The organism is Virgibacillus salexigens, assembly GCF_000723585.1.
Taxonomy (GTDB): domain Bacteria; phylum Bacillota; class Bacilli; order Bacillales; family Amphibacillaceae; genus Virgibacillus; species Virgibacillus salexigens.
In genome coordinates, this window is sequence record NZ_CCDP010000002.1 from 950828 (window position 1) to 967197 (window position 16370).

General features: G+C 36.8%; 19 protein-coding genes, 6 tRNA genes, 1 rRNA gene and 1 pseudogene. 7 read left to right on the forward strand and 20 right to left on the reverse strand.

The genetic code is table 11. The annotated features are described in order from the left end of the window. Window positions 1-184: 184 nt before the first annotated feature. From BN990_RS17540 to BN990_RS17575, 8 genes are all read right to left on the reverse strand, one after another. Entirely contained in the window at window positions 185-1291 is a 1107-nt protein-coding gene (locus tag BN990_RS17540) for a phosphomevalonate kinase (protein WP_021290406.1), read from the reverse strand. Window positions 1292-1300: 9 nt separating this feature from the next. Then, window positions 1301-2275, reverse strand: a complete 975-nt coding sequence (mvaD, locus tag BN990_RS17545) for a diphosphomevalonate decarboxylase (protein ID WP_021290405.1) — start codon at window positions 2273-2275, stop codon at window positions 1301-1303. A 29-nt stretch (window positions 2276-2304) separates the two neighbouring features. Continuing rightward, the gene (mvk, locus tag BN990_RS17550) at window positions 2305-3273 is read right to left on the reverse strand and encodes a mevalonate kinase (protein ID WP_021290404.1); all 969 of its coding nucleotides are present in this window, start codon (window positions 3271-3273) and stop codon (window positions 2305-2307) included. Further along, the gene (locus BN990_RS17555; protein ID WP_021290403.1) at window positions 3270-4559 is read right to left on the reverse strand and encodes a hydroxymethylglutaryl-CoA reductase, degradative; all 1290 of its coding nucleotides are present in this window, start codon (window positions 4557-4559) and stop codon (window positions 3270-3272) included. The genes mvk and BN990_RS17555 overlap by 4 nt, the downstream gene beginning before the upstream one ends. 288 nt (window positions 4560-4847) lie before the next feature. Beyond that, window positions 4848-4920 (reverse strand) — tRNA-Lys (locus BN990_RS17560). Window positions 4921-4987: 67 nt separating this feature from the next. Next, window positions 4988-5063: transfer RNA gene (locus BN990_RS17565), tRNA-Thr, on the reverse strand. Window positions 5064-5066: 3 nt separating this feature from the next. Beyond that, window positions 5067-5142: transfer RNA gene (locus tag BN990_RS17570), tRNA-Val, on the reverse strand. Window positions 5143-5149: 7 nt separating this feature from the next. Beyond that, a tRNA-Glu gene (locus tag BN990_RS17575) sits at window positions 5150-5224 on the reverse strand. Between the two features lie 251 nt (window positions 5225-5475). Here BN990_RS17575 and fabI point away from each other — a divergent pair. The 4 genes from fabI (at window position 5476) to BN990_RS17595 (ending at window position 8635) form a co-directional block, all read left to right on the forward strand. Beyond that, on the forward strand, window positions 5476-6252 hold the full coding sequence (gene fabI, locus BN990_RS17580; protein WP_021290402.1) for an enoyl-ACP reductase FabI: 777 nt from the start codon (window positions 5476-5478) through the stop codon (window positions 6250-6252). A gap of 187 nt (window positions 6253-6439) precedes the next feature. After that, window positions 6440-7081 carry a YwaF family protein gene (locus BN990_RS17585; RefSeq protein ID WP_074436693.1) on the forward strand — a complete coding sequence of 214 codons (642 nt, stop codon included), beginning with the start codon at window positions 6440-6442 and terminating at the stop codon, window positions 7079-7081. A 91-nt stretch (window positions 7082-7172) separates the two neighbouring features. Continuing rightward, window positions 7173-7844, forward strand: a complete 672-nt coding sequence (locus BN990_RS17590) for a cupin domain-containing protein (RefSeq protein ID WP_021290400.1) — start codon at window positions 7173-7175, stop codon at window positions 7842-7844. A 155-nt stretch (window positions 7845-7999) separates the two neighbouring features. After that, complete coding sequence (locus BN990_RS17595) at window positions 8000-8635, forward strand: glycosyltransferase family 29 protein (RefSeq protein WP_148530726.1); 636 nt, start codon at window positions 8000-8002, stop codon at window positions 8633-8635. A 27-nt stretch (window positions 8636-8662) separates the two neighbouring features. Here the strand turns inward: BN990_RS17595 and BN990_RS17600 are convergent, their stop codons facing one another. From BN990_RS17600 to BN990_RS17620, 5 genes are all read right to left on the reverse strand, one after another. After that, window positions 8663-9427 carry an N-acetylmuramoyl-L-alanine amidase gene (locus tag BN990_RS17600; RefSeq protein ID WP_021290398.1) on the reverse strand — a complete coding sequence of 255 codons (765 nt, stop codon included), beginning with the start codon at window positions 9425-9427 and terminating at the stop codon, window positions 8663-8665. A gap of 65 nt (window positions 9428-9492) precedes the next feature. Continuing rightward, window positions 9493-9726, reverse strand: coding sequence for a phage holin (locus BN990_RS17605; RefSeq protein ID WP_021290397.1), 234 nt, complete (start codon window positions 9724-9726; stop codon window positions 9493-9495). Window positions 9727-9729: 3 nt separating this feature from the next. Then, window positions 9730-10008 carry a hemolysin XhlA family protein gene (locus BN990_RS17610; protein ID WP_021290396.1) on the reverse strand — a complete coding sequence of 93 codons (279 nt, stop codon included), beginning with the start codon at window positions 10006-10008 and terminating at the stop codon, window positions 9730-9732. 250 nt (window positions 10009-10258) lie between these two features. Further along, window positions 10259-10681 (reverse strand): hypothetical protein, encoded by a 423-nt coding sequence (locus BN990_RS17615; RefSeq protein ID WP_031335339.1) that lies wholly within the window; start codon window positions 10679-10681, stop codon window positions 10259-10261. Beyond that, window positions 10620-10820: a hypothetical protein gene (locus BN990_RS17620; RefSeq protein WP_021290394.1), complete on the reverse strand. Its 201-nt coding sequence runs from the start codon at window positions 10818-10820 to the stop codon at window positions 10620-10622. Before BN990_RS17620 ends, BN990_RS17615 begins: the two co-directional genes overlap by 62 nt. A gap of 167 nt (window positions 10821-10987) precedes the next feature. On the opposite strand from BN990_RS17620, the gene BN990_RS17625 reads away from it, so the two are divergent. After that, on the forward strand, window positions 10988-11332 hold the full coding sequence (locus BN990_RS17625) for a helix-turn-helix domain-containing protein (protein WP_021290393.1): 345 nt from the start codon (window positions 10988-10990) through the stop codon (window positions 11330-11332). Between the two features lie 91 nt (window positions 11333-11423). Further along, window positions 11424-11915 (forward strand): ImmA/IrrE family metallo-endopeptidase, encoded by a 492-nt coding sequence (locus BN990_RS17630; RefSeq protein WP_021290392.1) that lies wholly within the window; start codon window positions 11424-11426, stop codon window positions 11913-11915. 63 nt (window positions 11916-11978) lie between these two features. Here BN990_RS17630 and BN990_RS22085 read toward each other — a convergent pair. The 7 genes and pseudogenes from BN990_RS22085 to BN990_RS17660 form a co-directional block, all read right to left on the reverse strand. Next, window positions 11979-12116: pseudogene (locus BN990_RS22085) on the reverse strand (SDR family oxidoreductase); the annotation flags it as partial. Between the two features lie 810 nt (window positions 12117-12926). Then, window positions 12927-13169, reverse strand: a complete 243-nt coding sequence (locus BN990_RS17635; RefSeq protein WP_038245899.1) for a hypothetical protein — start codon at window positions 13167-13169, stop codon at window positions 12927-12929. A 27-nt stretch (window positions 13170-13196) separates the two neighbouring features. Then, window positions 13197-13895 (reverse strand): hypothetical protein, encoded by a 699-nt coding sequence (locus BN990_RS17640; protein ID WP_021290390.1) that lies wholly within the window; start codon window positions 13893-13895, stop codon window positions 13197-13199. A gap of 336 nt (window positions 13896-14231) precedes the next feature. Continuing rightward, window positions 14232-14304 (reverse strand) — tRNA-Thr (locus BN990_RS17645). Between the two features lie 7 nt (window positions 14305-14311). Then, window positions 14312-14386, reverse strand: a tRNA-Asn gene (locus BN990_RS17650). Window positions 14387-14410: 24 nt separating this feature from the next. Next, window positions 14411-14526 (reverse strand): 5S ribosomal RNA (gene rrf / locus BN990_RS17655). 606 nt (window positions 14527-15132) lie between these two features. Next, window positions 15133-15354 (reverse strand): hypothetical protein, encoded by a 222-nt coding sequence (locus BN990_RS17660; RefSeq protein ID WP_021292641.1) that lies wholly within the window; start codon window positions 15352-15354, stop codon window positions 15133-15135. A 241-nt stretch (window positions 15355-15595) separates the two neighbouring features. Between BN990_RS17660 and pdaB the strand changes: the two genes are divergently transcribed. Next, window positions 15596-16354, forward strand: a complete 759-nt coding sequence (gene pdaB / locus BN990_RS17665; protein ID WP_021292642.1) for a polysaccharide deacetylase family sporulation protein PdaB — start codon at window positions 15596-15598, stop codon at window positions 16352-16354. Window positions 16355-16370 lie beyond the last annotated feature (16 nt).

The following is a 16370-nucleotide window of genomic DNA, read 5'->3' on the forward strand; positions in this document are numbered from 1 at the left end:
ACGCATGATGACTCAACTCAACATTAGACTGTATATATATACAATGGAGTCGGATTAGCAAGATAAAATGGGTTTGCTTGTGTTAGATTATTGGTGATCTAGTCAACGACTCATATCAGACAGTAACTATTCCTTCTTAACTAAAAAACAGATACTATCCATTCGGATACTATCTGAATCTCTTTTAAACCTCTACTTTTCTTGCCCCAAAAGGGTTTGCTTTAAGCGAAAGTGGTTTTATCCCCACTTCTTCCCAAGCTTTAATCAATTGATCCGCTTGTTGCTTCGAAGGCATAAAGGCGATTCCACAATCACCACCTCCTGCACCTGAAGGCTTTCCGGCACCACCATAAGCTTCGGCAAGGTCACACAACTTCGATAATAATGATGTCTCGATATCCACATTAGCATATCGCCCCACTTTAGCTAAAGCATGACGATTTTCCGTAATACCGTTTAAAAATAAGGATGCATCATTTTCCTTCATTCCGTTTAAAATCTTCGTAACCGCTTGTTCACTCTCCAACAGAAACTGATTAAAGTGGCTTAAATTATCCGTCTTTAACTTCAAAATCTCATCGACCAGTCTCGCCGTAGATGCCGGTTTACCAGTCCAGCCGATACACATATGTATATTTTCTGGCAGCTGTACGCGTTCTAAGGATAAGTACTTCCAATTTTGATTTACTACGTCAGTTAGTGATAAAGCATTTTGATACGCATGTCGTAACCAATCAGCCTGAAACGAAGAATAGTTAAGAAAGCCTCCATGGGATGATGCAGCTACATCAGCCCCAGAGCCATTCCCTTGCGTCACCACATGAGAGATAGCAGCAAGTTGAAAGATTAATCTTGCGCTAGGTCTATAGGGGAGTGATTGATGCAGGATAGCAGTAATTACAGAAGTTACTACTGCGGCACTAGATCCTAGTCCGTATTTCACACCGGATGTGTCATCCAATTCACTCTTAATCGTTAATTGAAACGGCTTTATTGCAATACGCTGCTCCTTCAAATACTTTATCGCAATCGTCATCGCCTCTTCAACAAAGCTTGTTCGGATATCATCACAGTCAATCTTTACACGATCATTTGTAAATTCCCATTCTAATTGTTCTAATTGAAAATCGAGTAGACTAATTTCATTTGTTTCCGTTGGTTGAATCGTAGCATACACATAACGATCTACTGCCATTACTACCAAATGATTATTTGGCTGTAATACAGCAAACTCGCCTGCTACCATTAACTTTCCTGGAACTTTGATGGTCATTGGTGTTTGTTGCAACATGTTCAACCCCTATAAATAGGTTACTCCTTGTCCCGGCTTGCTTAACCGTATATCAGCTACACCAGATAGACTACGAAGCGTTTCTTCGACAATTTTCTCATATTCTGGCAAATAAAGCACCTTTACATTAGGACCAGCATCAATGGTGAAATAAACTGGTATATTCTGTGTACGCATTTCTTGAATTTTTTGCATAACAGCAATAGTTGTATCATGCCAATAGGTAAACGGGGGATTCGCTCCAAGTGTTGTTGCATGCATTTTTAGGCAATTAGCCTCAGCTATTTCCCCCACCTTTTGAAAGTCACGATGACGAATACCTTCTTTGATCGTTGTTAAATCTTGGGGAATGCTATCCAACCACCCTTGAAAGAATGGAGAAGTTTCGACCGTTCGTTTCATTCCAGCTCTGCTGGAAACTTTTTTCTTTGTCGAAGATAATACAACGGCAGCAACTCGAATATCCCAATGTTCTGCAGGAGCAATTGGAATCGCATAAGAATCGGAACCATCTTCCTTCTTACCCATTTGCCATTCAGCAAAACCGCCGTAAATCGAACGACATGCTGAACCAGACCCCTGTCGAGTTAGGCGGGAGAGCTCCATGTTACTTAAACCTAATCCTATTGCTTTCGTTCCCGCTGCTGCTAATGCAGCAAATCCAGATGCTGAAGAAGCGAACCCTGCAGCCGTAGGGACTTCATTCTTAGAGGTTATACTTGCGTAAAGTTGCTTCCCCGCTAGCTTACGTATAATATCCAAAAAAGATGCAACCCGCTCATATTGCTCACCTGTAATTACTTGTTCATCTAAGATAAATTGATCTTTTGTAAGTGTTTCATCAAATTCTACGGACGTTGTCGTAAAATATCCATCTAAGGTAAGCGACAAGCTATTATTTGTCGGTAATATAATGGGTTCATTGCGCTTTCCCCAATATTTTATTAAGGCAATATTCGTATGTGCCTTAGCTGTTGCCTTCATGATAATTCCCCTTCACTATTCACAAGCTACTATTTCTCTTGATTTCCTTTTAGCACAAATGGCCATACTGCATGAGCACCGAACTTCCGCAGCTTTTCTGCTAATTGCCTTGAATGTACTTCATTTTGAGCAAGTGCAATTATGCAACCGCCATTACCGCCTCCGGTTAATTTTGCGCCTAATGCTCCTTCACTACGAGCGAAGTGTATTAACCGATTTAAACCTGCATCACTTACACCTAAAGCCTCTAATTCTTTCTGAGCTTCGTTTAACATATGACCTAGAATATGTTTGCCTTTTTTCTCCAATGCCTGTTTTGCATGGTGTGTTAATTGGCCAATCCGTTCAAGCTTGCGATGAATTCGCTTTGGAGCCATCTTTAACAGTTGGGCAACTGACTCTACAGCCATACGAGTATCGCCGATTCTTCCAGAATCCGCGACCACAAAATGGAAATCATCACTTAATTCTATAAAATCTATTGGATGTTCTTTCTCATACCAAACCGGCGACTGTGATGTAATCGTCAATGTGTCGATTCCTGAAGGTGCACCATGTGCAAAGGTTTCGGATATATTAGCTAATGTTAATAAATCTTCATCTGTATAATCCTCTTCAAAGTAAGCAAATAACGATCGCACTACAGAAATAGCTACAGATGCACTTGAACCAAGTCCCTTACCAGGAGGAATAGAAGATTTAATTCGAATAACAAGGTCCTCAGCCGGCATATTGATATGTTTTAACGTCTCTTGAATACATTGTGCAATACCCTGCAATGATTCAGGTGCCGTAGAAAGGGGGCCATGGTAAAATGTTGTATCAATCATTACTGAACCAGGGATATACTCTACCGAAGTTTCAACACCGACTAAAGGAAATGGAATAGCAATAGCTGGTTGCCCGTGTACAACTGCATGCTCTCCAATTAAAATTAGTTTACTATGAGCTATACCTATAGCTGTTTTTTCTGTTGTTGTAGCTTTTTCTGCACTCATTTTGTATACTCTTCCACCAATTCTTTAGCTTTTCCGACACGGATTTCTTTTGCTTCTACTAATTTTTCTGAAACGATATCAATCAACTCCCCAGTAGCTCCTGCTGCTATGGCAACAGAACGAGAATGTAATGCCATATGTCCTTTTTGGATGCCATCTGTAACTAACGCTTTTAGGGCTCCAAGGTTTTGCGCTAATCCAACGGCAATAATAACCTGTGCAAGCTCTTGGGCAGATTCGACGTTTAACATGCGTAGCGCAATCTTAGAAATCGGGTGTACGTTTATTGATCCTCCAACTGTCCCTACCGACATCGGTAATTCTAATTCACCGACAAGATTCCCTTCTTGATCAACGGACCACGACGTCATGGAACTGTATTGCCCATGGCGCGAAGCATAGGCATGGGCACCAGCCTCCACTGCCCTCCAGTCATTACCTGTAGCAATTACAATTGGATCAATCCCATTCATTATTCCTTTATTATGGGTGACAGCACGATATGGATCAGAGGCAGCAAACTCATACGCATGTACAACGCCATCACGCACCTCTTCCCCAGTAAAATCCCCAGTTTTAAGAATATCAGGTGGAATAACACATTTTGCCCGAGCTAAACACTTATCAGCATAATTCGACAAAATACGCAAATACACTTTCCCGCCTGTTAATTCTTCAATGTAAGGAGCAAGTGATTCAACCATTGTATTTATTATATTCGCTCCCATTGCATCACATGTATTAATGTATAAATGTAATACTAGCATCTGTTGATAAGAGGAATTCGATGCTTCATTTAGGATCCGAATATCCAAATCCTCAGCTCCCCCTCCCCTAGCAACAATGCTTGGGTACGCTTCATTCGCTTGTTTTAGCAAATATGTTTTATGATTAACTAATACTTGCTTCGCTTTTTGAAAATCCTCGCAGCCTACAACCTGAATCTGACCAATCATGACTCTTTCGGTTGCTTCAGTAGTAAAACCGCCGGAATCTCTAACAATTTTGGCTATATGACTAGCAGAAGCGACTACGGAAGGCTCTTCAATTGCCATCGGTACTACATATTCTTTCCCATTTATTAAGAAATTCAATCCTAATCCAAGCGGAAGGGGATAAGTACCAATTACATTCTCAATCATCTTATCAGCTGTTTCAGTAGGTAAACCTTCTTTTGCTTCTAAACCCTGCAGCTCTTCCTCCGAGAACACATCCATACTTTTTAAAAGTTCTCTGCGCCCTTCCACCGATCTATTGTAAAAACCAGGAATCCTCGAGGTTTCCATTGCCTATCATCCTTTATATCGTTATCATAGAATTTCGTACGTCAAAAAATTTTTAAGGCATTTATCTATAGTAAATTATATCACGATTTAACACTTTTTCGTTATATAAACTCATCTTTCTACTGAATTCCCTAGTCCTCGCACATGGTAACATAATACCACATGTTATATATAAAAATAACTGTTTCTATTATGTAAAAAATCACCGTAAAATGCAAATAAACAAGGCTGCTACAGTTATAACACCTTGTTTATTTCTAATTCTTATTTATTGTTATGATACTTTGATGAGCCATGGAGGATTCGAACCTCCGACCCTCTGATTAAAAGTCAGATGCTCTACCGACTGAGCTAATGGCTCATATGAAAAATAAGTGATTTCTAGTTGTTATAATGAACGAATAGCTCGTACATTTAATAATTAAAAATGGTGCCGGCCAGAGGACTTGAACCCCCAACCTACTGATTACAAGTCAGTTGCTCTACCAGTTGAGCTAGGCCGGCATATGGTGGAGGATGCAGGGCTCGAACCTGCGACCCCTTGCTTGTAAGGCAAGTGCTCTCCCAGCTGAGCTAATCCTCCGTATTGTTGGTGACCCGTACGGGATTCGAACCCGTGTTACCGCCGTGAAAGGGCGGTGTCTTAACCACTTGACCAACGGGCCATATCTTTTTAAAAATGTCGATTCTTGGATGTCTTTGTTAAGTTCCGTCGAAACCAACGAATTTTATTATACCCAGTTCTATATCATTTGTAAAGGGTAAATTTTATTTTTTTATCATTTCTTTTTATTCGTTTGTATAGACGAGTATAAAGCAGGTTACGATGATAAATAACTTCAAAATAGATAAGGCTTTCTTTCGAAATATGGATTAGGTTATAATGTATGAAAGAAATGATCATGGAGGTTCGATGATGGGACATTTAGTAGAAGGAAAGAATATTGTTATTATGGGTGTTGCAAGTGAAAGAAGTATTGCTTGGGGAATTACATCATCCTTACATAAAGCAGGAGCAAATCTTATATTTACATATAGACAAGAACGGTCATACAAAAAGCTAACAAAGCTTTTGGAGAAACATGATATCGAAGCTCAATTAGTCGTATCCTGTGATGTTGCCAGTGACGAAAGTATTACGAGTGCATTCAACACGATAAAAGATGAAATTGGAACTATTCACGGAGTTGTACACTCTGTTGCTTTTGCCAATCGAGATGAATTACAAGGGGAATATGCTGACACCTCGCGAGATGGCTTTTTACTGGCACAGGAAATTAGCGCCTACTCCTTAGTAGCCGTAACAAAGGCAGCGAAAGAATTAATGACAGAAGGTGGAAGCATTGTTACCCAAACCTACCTTGGTGCAGAACGAGTTATCCAGAACTATAATGTGATGGGAGTGGCAAAAGCTTCACTTGAAGCAAGCGTTCGTTACCTCGCTGAGGATATGGGTAAGTATGGGATTCGTGTAAATGCTGTTTCAGCTGGTCCAATTCGTACACTTTCCGCAAAAGGAGTCTCTGGTTTTAACGAAAAAATGGGAGTGATTGAAGAAAAAGCTCCGCTTCGTAAGAATGTAGATCAAGATCAAGTTGGAGATGCCACATTATTCTTTATGAGTGAACTATCAAGAGGCATAACAGGGGAAGTACTTCATGTTGATTCCGGTTACCATATTATTGGAGGCTAATCCTTTTTACTTTTATAGTTAACAGAGAACAAAGGCGCTTCATCCTACAAGCTGGGAAAAGCGCCTTTATTAGCTATCGACGTCAAGATGAAATGGCATAATGAAGGGAATGATGGATAGAAGATGCATACTCCCCCCTTTAATCAATTTGGTATTAGTCATGTAATTATACTGGTTATTTATATCGTTGGAATTCGTTTTGATTATTGCTTTATCCCATCACCAACACACCCAAAAATTCTTCGTTCAACTTACACGCTGGCTTTTATTCACTATCTTAATTTTATCTGAAATCAGCTACCAATGGTGGACACTAACAACTGGTATATGGAATTTACAAGAGCATATACCTCTTCATCTTTGTGGTATAGCTAGTATTACAGGTGCTATTGCCTTGGCAACGAAAAGTCAGAAGCTCTCCTACATTACTTTTTATATTGGATTCATTCCAGCTCTTTTAGCATTAATTACACCTGAACTCCCATATGATTTTCCCCATTTTCGTTATTGGAAGTTCTTTATTCATCACATGGCCATATCGCTAACAAGTATATTTTTACTGTTATTTATAGTACAATCAATTACATTTAGGTCAGTATTAGAAACGTATGGTTATTTATTGGCTTATGCGATATTCATTGGTTTTATCATTAATCCTCTATTTCAATCCAACTATTTATACCTATCCTCCTCTCCAACAGCTAAAACGCCATTAGATTTACTTGGGGATGGGTGGTTGTATTATCTGAGTTTATGTATTCTAGCTTTTCTAGTTTTTGTAGTTTGTTATATGGTGATATATCGACGAATAATCATAAGAAACCACTAAAATACGAATTATTAGGCATCTGTCACACTTTTAACGCCCATACATAGGATATGTTTGTAACTATTATTATGAAAGGGAGTTGAACGTACTTATGCCAACTTCTTATATGGACTATACAAAACCAGGTGTAGCGTTTTTTTCTGATGTAAACAAAAACCGCTTATTTACTAGAAATGATGAAAATTACATTAATCAATTGGGACGAAATGAATTAAATACACTAGGTAATGTGTCGATGCTTGATATCTACTTAAGTAATGGACGTGTTGTTGAGCCTCATTATCATCAAAATGCTTCAGAGCTTGTATATTGTATCAGTGGGTCAGCTGTTGTCTCTCTAATTAATCCTTTCAATAATGAAGTTTCTAACATCCCTATAACACCTGGGCAAGTAGCAAATATCCCTCAAGGATGGTGGCATTGGGAGGAAGCAACCAATAATAATACGCATCTTTTTGCCATCTTTGATGCGCCTTATCCAGAATATATTCTTGGATCGGATATACTTACAAAAACGCCTGTTGAAATCATGGCACATACGTATTGCTTAGATCCTGAAACTTGGAAGGAAGCAATCGCTCCTATTAACGAATCCGTTATTATTGGACCAACGGATGAATGCACAAGAGAAAGAGAAGACCATCAAGGTTATTCCCAGCCATATTACCCTGAAACTAATACAAATTATCCGTATACTGTTCCACAATATGGATACATGCAACCCTACCCTAATTATTATTATCTAGGCTACGGATACCAATAAAAGATAAGCGCTTTTGCTGTAAGAAAGAATAGGCAACAGCCTTTTCATTTTGGAACATATTTCCTGTTCTCGCATGATATATATAATATGGGGTGATACAAGTTTTCAAATTACTCATCTTAATTTGTGTGATAACTGCTTTATTCTATTTCAGTGTGAAAAATCAAGATCTAGGAACTACTGAATTGATTAGCATTATCTTGTATCCCATTTCACTACTCACACTATATTTAGCACGTTTGCAGTTTCAAGCAAATCATGCACCCGTAATTACAATAACTAGTAATAAATTGAGACAATCTAATCAGATGGATGAAAGCCGCTTTAATATTACAGTAAAGAACCTTGGTAATGGTGTATGCATTGATTCCTTCTTATTATTAAAAGAAAAAGACGTAAACAATCGAACACAATATTATATGTCTAAACCAGAACGAGAAATACAACCTGATACAGCAATAGAATTTACCATTACGAAAGAGGAGAGTTTCGAACATGATGTTCAATATATGCTCGTTTATATGGATTTTTTCGGCCATAAATATTTGGCAAGCAATGTTCATAGGGGACGAAAATCGTATGACTATAAACACTTGGAAAGGTTAACCCAGCCATCGAAACAGCTGTTTTTCTTGCACCCTATCTATTTAAAATTTTTATGGTGGCGTCATAAAGCAATTAAACAACAAAACACTTACCGATATCAGCATTTAGCAAAAATAAAAGCAACACGGGAACAATTAAAGGGATTGGATCTATATTTCGAGCAAGAGGATAAAACTAAAAAATAGCCCCCACGTTGCTGTGGGGGCAATAAATTATCTCGTGTAATAGCGAACATAACTAGGATTCGCCGTAATATATAAACCACTTTTAATCTGATACATATACCCGCCATCTACTGGGAACCTGTCCTGAATGACAGTAAAAACATCTCCTTGATTAACTACTACTGCTTTATCACCCCAATTCGCTGTATGATAGGTCCAAAGGGAATCTACTAACACTTCAACAAATTTCTCATTGTCATTGGTAGATTCTACTAGACCAAATGCGTTAGCGAGCCCAACTGCATGTCCACGGGCTATTGCTGTAAGAAAGGTATCACTTTTTAATGCCGCAGCATCCGAAGTATTATCAATGAACCCATTTTCTGTGAGCACAGCTGGCATTGCTGATTCTCTCAACATATGAAAATTTGCTTCTTTTATGCCACGGTCTCTAAAATCCGTTTCAGCCACTATCGCATGATGCACCAAACGACGTAACCGATTTGTTTCTTCCTTTCCTTCGTAGTTACCATTAAACGTATACGATTCAAATCCTGTCCCCCCACCAGCATTTATATGAACGGAAACAAGATAATCTGCCCCCCAACTATTTGCCATTGCTGTTCGTTGATCTAGGGATAACGTCTGGTCAGTCGTTCGGGATAGCATCACAGAGTGACCCTCATAATCACTATTTAAAATATCTCTTAGTTTTAGTGCAATAGCTAATGTAACGTTCTTTTCTTGTAAACCATTCCCTACAGCTCCTGGATCAGAGCCGCCATGTCCTGCATCAATAAATAATTTTGTCATAGTATCTCCTCCAATTAGTATTTTTATATAGAAAAACGGCTTGTCCAAGTGAACTAGCCGTTTGACTACGAAATAAGTTTTGATTGTTTTAATACTTGTTGTTGCTGCTTTCCCTTAACAGTTACATAGTTGTTTTTAAACCATGCCCATCCGCTTGCAACTGCCGTGAATAGCAAGGAAATGACCTCTCCCCACCTCTCTTGGCTGCCCGGTATGGGATGTAGGTTAAAGGCGATAAGAAATTGGTTTATTAACGCCAAAAGCAAAACTATGGTACGCACCCATGTAGCCTTGTCCATCATTTAACCTCCTTGAAAGACACTTGTGAAAAACAATGCTAAGGAACCACCGATCAGCCCAGTAACAACAGCTGACACGATTGCCTTTGTGACCATTCTCCTAATCCATTTCGTATCTTCCTTTATTTCATTTAATGTCTGACGTAGCGCAAATATCTCTTTATCATGCTCTAGGTCTTTGAGCTTTAATTCGTTTATGCTTTGCTTTAGATCATTCTGCTCTGTTTTAATTACATCTATATCCTGTTGGATTATTTCTTCCCAGGATACCTTTTCTTTCAACGACTCCCCCTCCTTATCTGACAAAATTGGTTAAAGAGGATTAAGAATCATCACAATACCAAATTGATAGTTTACAAAAGCATTATTCTTTCACCCCCATTAAAAAAAGCCCTAAATTACGTATGGACGCATTTACGACTACTAATTTATTCGTACAATTATTAGTTTAATGTCATTTCGGACAAGAGCGGTTGTTATGGGCATGGAGCTTGTTTCATTGAACTGTATTCTATATCTACCTTTCCTAGTTTTACATATGTTCGGGAGTCTGTGTAAATTGGGAAAGCTTGTAAATAATTGATCGTTTGATGTTATATATTCGCTTCCTCGGTAATCCCATATATTTACTAATTGCTGTTATTGTCATCCCATCTAGGATGCATTCTAATACCGCTATCTCTTCAGGGTCATCAATAGCAGATAACCGCTCTTGAATATAGATAACTTTCTGTTCAAGTTTCGTGATCCACGCATATTTCCTCTCTCTCCGAATGACTTCTTTAGCAACCGGATCACTCACACCTCCTCTAGCACGAGGAAGGGTTGATTCAATTCCAGATTTAGCCACCATTCTAGTTTCTACACCATTACTTACTATAGCATGCTGCCTATTAATTTCTTTTATCATCCAATTGTAATCCCTCAAGATGCTCTCGATTTCTTCTTTGTTCATGAAAACCAGCCCCCTTATCAAAAAGTAATTGAGCATAATCACTTCTAACGATCGGAGATAAAGCACCGGTACGTTGATCATTTCGATATTCATTCACAATCCAACAAATATCATGATTGTCTGTATGATTTTTGTTCATTGACATCCCTCCTTTACAATTACCATATATTTCTTATAGAACGTTTGTTCTCATATTACATTGCTAAAATAGAAATGTCAAATTCTGTTCTTGCATTTTAAGCAGAACTTTTTTCTCTTTTAGAAATAATGTTACGATGTAACTGTTACATAGAAAGCGGAGTTTGCGTGGATATAGGAAAGAGAATCATTGAATTAAGAGAAGACCAAAATTGGAGTCAGCGTGAATTAGCCAAACAAGTTGGCTTAAATGTTAGCGTGATGAATCGAATTGAATTGGGAGAGCGATCCATTAAAGACCACAAACTAGACAGATTTGCGACGAAATTAGGAGTTACTACGGATTTTCTATTAGGAAGGTCGGATCAGCCAACATTATCCGAAGAAGAAGCATTTGCAGCCTTCCGTAATGATCCATCACTGGAAAGGTGGTACAAGGAATTACCAAAGAATAACGAAGAAGATCTTCGTCGCCTCAAACGGATTTGGGAAGCATTTAAAGAAGAATATTGACATAATATGTATCTATCTTTCGGTGTACATGAATGTACACCATTAATTTTAACGAAATAAGAACACACATTCTTTTAAAAGGGGGGAAGCAATGATTATTTACTCAAGAACGGAAGACTATATTAGGCGTCTTTTAACAGAAGTAGGCATTCATACACCGCATGAATTAAAAATAAAAACCCTCTCCAATACCTTGGGTATCTCCGTTTATTTTTGGGAATTCAGCAGCGAAAGTGTTTGTAAAGGTGGTAGAAACTTGATTTTCTTAAATAAAACCAAGAATAAACAAACACAGTGGCAGGAATTCACTCATGAAATTGCTCACAATCTTTGGCACGCAGGAAGACAAGAACATATGCCTCACTTATTTGTTGAGCTGCAAGAATGGCAGGCAAAATATTTTAGCTATCATTTATGCATACCAACATTCATGTTACAACAAATTGGCATGGTTTCCCCTTATCAAATGATGGAATTATTTAACGTAGAGTATGACTTCGCATGCCATAGGTTAGAAATGTATGAGAATAAGCTCTTATATGATTCCAATAAGCCATTTACATTAAAAGATAACCAGTTTTGAGCTTAAGAAAAAACTCCCCATCTTTTACAGATAGGGAGTTCTTGATATTACTTCAATTTATCTTTAATATTTATACGATTGACCTCCATCAATAGGAACAACAGCCGCATTAATAAAACTAGCTTGATTAGACAATAAAAATGCAACCAAGTACCCCACTTCTTCTGGTTTTCCAAAGCGTTTCATCGGATTCGGTTCAACAATTGGATTCTAAATGGTTTCAAGGAAACTCAAGAAGAATTTATAGAGGAAGTTATTGATTTAACAAAAACGCATATTTATTCATTTGAATATATTCGTACAAATAATGAAGATTAAATAATAAAGGGAAAGGCTTTTGTGAAATAAACAAAAGCCTTTTTTCATGGGATAATATAATAAAACTATTATGCTCAACTTGACTATATCCGCCTTTTCTTTTTTGATGGCAGTGTGTATTAATTTTCCATCATCTTTTTAAACCAGCTTAAAATTACTTAAAAACCTGCTTTATTAAATAGATAAAAATTTCGCTTTCTTCTTTAACCAAATAAATAATATTCTTCTGCTTTAGTTCTTTGGGATGATAGGACTAGAAATAGTGATACCCTTGTCATGCAATATCGCCAAAATATCCTTGGGAAAAATCCTTCCTTTGCCTTCACTGTATTCGGTAAGAATTCTCTCCTTTCTTGATCAAATGCAACATCTCACGTACGACAATGAGATATCCTCCTTAGTAACCCTTGTGCACCAATTGGGTAGTATCTTAGGAGTCATGACTGTTTCTATTAGGATATTTTGATGTTTTTTTACTTGTTTTTAATGGCATTTAATTGGAGAATATCATCTAATTGTTCAGACACAATTTGATTAGTTTCTTTATAGAGGTGACTATATTTACAGTGGTTTGTACATTACTGCTAATCGGACTTATGTAAGGTTTACTTAAAGAAACTTTCCAATGTTCACTATTTATAGTTATAATAAAACCTCACTCTACATTAATAGAGTGAGGTTTTATTACATTCACTATTGAGTACTATAATTTTTTTTCATTTTAAGAGCAAATACAAATGCAAGTAGGCTTGATAATAAAGCCAGCCCATATAATACTAAAGAATACATATTATTAAAGTATACAGCTAGGGAAGCAGATGCTACAACTAAGAATAAATATGCTGCGGCAATTTTGTTCTTTTGTTTATTTCTTCTAGAAATAACTCCAATGGAAATCATCATTAAGGTTAATACGGCTGATACTATAAATTCCATTTATTTCACCCACTTACTTATTTATTATTATTCCCAACTTCCTGCTAAACAACCTCCAATAGCGCCAGAATTAAACCCTAATACGCCTGCTGCGCATACTATACAAGCAGTTCCAGCGGTAAGGGCACAAGCAAAGCCACAGACGGAAGAAATGAAACCAGCTGCTATCCCTGTTATACCCATACATTCTAAGAAATTATCCCAGTTTACACCCATTGGTTGAATTTCTCCACCATGTTTTTCTTGGTATTCTTTAGCAGTTGTAAATTTTTCATCTGTAATTTTTTGTGCTTGGACTTTACCGTTTAGTAGTAGTTCAATTTCAAATGTACCTTTATCAGATTTAGATACGTATAACTCTGTATAATGTAATACTTCTCCATTACTATCAAAATAAACGGAGATATTACTAATTTCATTATAATTTTCCCCATCAGTCACTGGAATAGTTAAAGCTTTAATATTGGATTCTTTAACATTGTATGCTTTTGCATTATCATACTTGAATAAATTATTGTCAATCTCTAAAGTCGTGGAAAATTCATCGAATTTTGATTTTAGCTCATCAAGGCTATTTTTATCTTGAATTTCTTCAAAATTATCTAATTCTGCTAACATTTTCTCTTGGTTTAATTCATTTTCAGTTTTTGTTGATGCAAATGCTTGATTTACTGAAAATGATAATAAAATCGCCATAATAGTTAAAATGGAATAAACTTTTTTCATGAAATCTCCCTCTCCTATTTATTTACATAGAATGATCTCATAAAAAGGTAATTATTTCAATATTATTCCGAATTTTTACATATAACAAATTATTATAGGTTTATTATAGTATATAAACACCGCATCAAATGTTAGATATTTTTACTTCTTTCGTTCACTGCATACCTGCTAGCCTGGACAAGGTAAGCGTGAAAATAAATTTCTTGTAGTTATATTAATACGACGTCCAGTACTTCTTCTTAGCAAGAAATTTATAAGGGGCTTCCTCTATTGATAACAAAAATAGGCTTTCACCCAATGAAGAGTAAAAGCCTATAATATTAACGTTTTTAAGAGAGCTTCCAAGCGGACTTGAACCGCTGACCCCCACCTTACCATGGTGGTGCTCTACCGACTGAGCTATGGAAGCATAAAAATGGCTCCACAGGTAGGATTCGAACCTACGACCGATCGGTTAACAGCCGATAGCTCTACCACTGAGCTACTGTGGAATAATTCCAATTAGGATTTTCCTTGCCTGGCGGCGTCCTACTCTTGCAGGGGCAAAGCCCCAACTACCATCGGCGCTGGAGAGCTTAACTACTGTGTTCGGCATGGGAACAGGTGTGACCTCTCCGCTATTGCTACCAGACAATGATATCTGCCAAGTGATTGTCGAAAAAACAGTGACAACCATTATTATAATTGTTTCTTGGAAAAAATCAAGTACAATTTCAAAAAATATGTAGGGATTTGTACCCTAAAAACTAAATAAGAGATCATTCAACGACGTTTCAAAGCCAAATTGGTTAGTTAAGTCCTCGATCGATTAGTATTCGTCAGCTCCACGTGTCACCACGCTTCCACCGTTAATCATTCTTCTTAGCTTCTCCAGAAGTTGCCTTCTGGTTGTTTTATAGAAATAACAGGTTACCTGTTTTTCTTGACATACTGGTTGTTTTGTTCAGTTTTCAAAGAGCAATTAATTGTTTTGTCGTTTTTTGCGACAAGATATAATTTATCATGATTCGAAGTGTTTGTCAATAACTTTTTTTAAGTTATTTAATTAAATACTTCATTGGGTTGTTGCCATGCCTTGTTGACAACAGAAACTAATATAGCATATAAATTTATGGAGATCAATAGGTGAAAATAAAAAAATATAATTTTTCGTCAAAAAATGCTATATGCTTTAATTCGAAAAGCATAAAAAGTGAATCTCCAAAATTAAAGCACGTTAGGAAATTCACTTTAACCGTTATTGATTTTCGCTACGTTTTGGCATATATTTTATGCATTCACTCTCACTTGCCACCCTACGGAATAGTTGAAATAGAATATTATATCTCTCTTTCATGGCTCTTTTTACCATATGGTCAATACGTTGATCTTCTAAATCCATTAATATTTCTTCTAACTCTCGTCTTAATAGATATTCCATTTCCTTCTGTTCTATCTCATTAATTAATAAGCCAAGCACTACGTTCACCTCGTGTTTTTCTAATCAATTGGGATACTGTTGAAAAATCGTTCTATCAAATGTATTCGCAATAAAACTAAAAATTTGTCGGTTCTTCGCTAACATTTAACTACTATATACTATTCCTTAAAGACCGCTTTTTCATCCATCATCTTTCTACTTTTATATCTTTTTGTTCTTAAATCTCATATAAGCTCATATGCATTTATTAAGGACAAGTTGTATAAAGGAGGGGAAAAAGATGCAGCATTTTTATGTATGGAGATTTAATAAATGGAAGCGATGGCTTGTTGTGGTATTATTTGCTTTATTTACAGCTACATTTATTTGGTTTGAAAGAGATGGAAGCTTTTCGGTATTTTCCAATAATCAACCAAGCGCAATGACAAAAGGAAATGCAAATGAAAGTAATATTGCTTTAACCTTTAATATAAGCTGGGGAGAAGATAGAGTTCACGATATATTAAATCAACTTAATGAAAAAAATGTACAAGCTACGTTTTTCGTGAATGGGGAGTGGGCAGAAAGGCATCCAGATATCTTAGAAAAAATCACAGAAGATAAACACGACCTCGGCATTCTTGGTTATCAATATAAGAGTTACTTAGATCAAAATATAGATCAAGTTAAGGCAGATTTAAGAAAAGCAAGGGAAGCATTTGATAAACTAGGCTATGAAGATGTAGATCTTTTGCGGCCACCAAGCGGACATTTTAATAAAGAAGTAATTGAGTTGGCCGAAAATATGGATTATAAGGTGATTCATTGGAATGTCAATACGAATGATTGGAAAAATCCTGGTACAGATACCATCGTAGATACTGTTATGAAATCTACTACGAATGGGGATATCCTGTTACTTCATGCTTCTGATTCCGCAAAACAAACAGCAAATGCATTAAAAACAATCCTTCCTGGTTTGAAAAATAAAGGTTTTTCATTTGTATCCATTACAGAGTTGATTAATCAAGCACATGCTGAACCCAAGCTTGTAGAATAAATTTTCTTATATGAAA

Excerpts from the sequence above, each read along its gene's own strand:
- BN990_RS17555 (WP_021290403.1), bottom strand. The coding sequence starts at position 4,559 with ATGGAAACCTCGAGGATTCCTGGTTTTTACAATAGATCGGTGGAAGGG.
- BN990_RS17635 (WP_038245899.1), bottom strand. The coding sequence starts at position 13,169 with ATGGAATTTATAGTATCAGCCGTATTAACCTTAATGATGATTTCCATT.
- BN990_RS17600 (WP_021290398.1), bottom strand. The coding sequence starts at position 9,427 with ATGACAAAATTATTTATTGATGCAGGACATGGCGGCTCTGATCCAGGA.
- BN990_RS17615 (WP_031335339.1), bottom strand. The coding sequence starts at position 10,681 with ATGAACAAAGAAGAAATCGAGAGCATCTTGAGGGATTACAATTGGATG.
- mvk (WP_021290404.1), bottom strand. The coding sequence starts at position 3,273 with ATGAGTGCAGAAAAAGCTACAACAACAGAAAAAACAGCTATAGGTATA.
- fabI (WP_021290402.1), top strand. The coding sequence starts at position 5,476 with ATGGGACATTTAGTAGAAGGAAAGAATATTGTTATTATGGGTGTTGCA.
- mvaD (WP_021290405.1), bottom strand. The coding sequence starts at position 2,275 with ATGAAGGCAACAGCTAAGGCACATACGAATATTGCCTTAATAAAATAT.
- BN990_RS17640 (WP_021290390.1), bottom strand. The coding sequence starts at position 13,895 with ATGAAAAAAGTTTATTCCATTTTAACTATTATGGCGATTTTATTATCA.
- BN990_RS17620 (WP_021290394.1), bottom strand. The coding sequence starts at position 10,820 with ATGAACAAAAATCATACAGACAATCATGATATTTGTTGGATTGTGAAT.
- pdaB (WP_021292642.1), top strand. The coding sequence starts at position 15,596 with ATGCAGCATTTTTATGTATGGAGATTTAATAAATGGAAGCGATGGCTT.
- BN990_RS17605 (WP_021290397.1), bottom strand. The coding sequence starts at position 9,726 with ATGGACAAGGCTACATGGGTGCGTACCATAGTTTTGCTTTTGGCGTTA.
- BN990_RS17630 (WP_021290392.1), top strand. The coding sequence starts at position 11,424 with ATGATTATTTACTCAAGAACGGAAGACTATATTAGGCGTCTTTTAACA.
- BN990_RS17590 (WP_021290400.1), top strand. The coding sequence starts at position 7,173 with ATGCCAACTTCTTATATGGACTATACAAAACCAGGTGTAGCGTTTTTT.
- BN990_RS17540 (WP_021290406.1), bottom strand. The coding sequence starts at position 1,291 with ATGTTGCAACAAACACCAATGACCATCAAAGTTCCAGGAAAGTTAATG.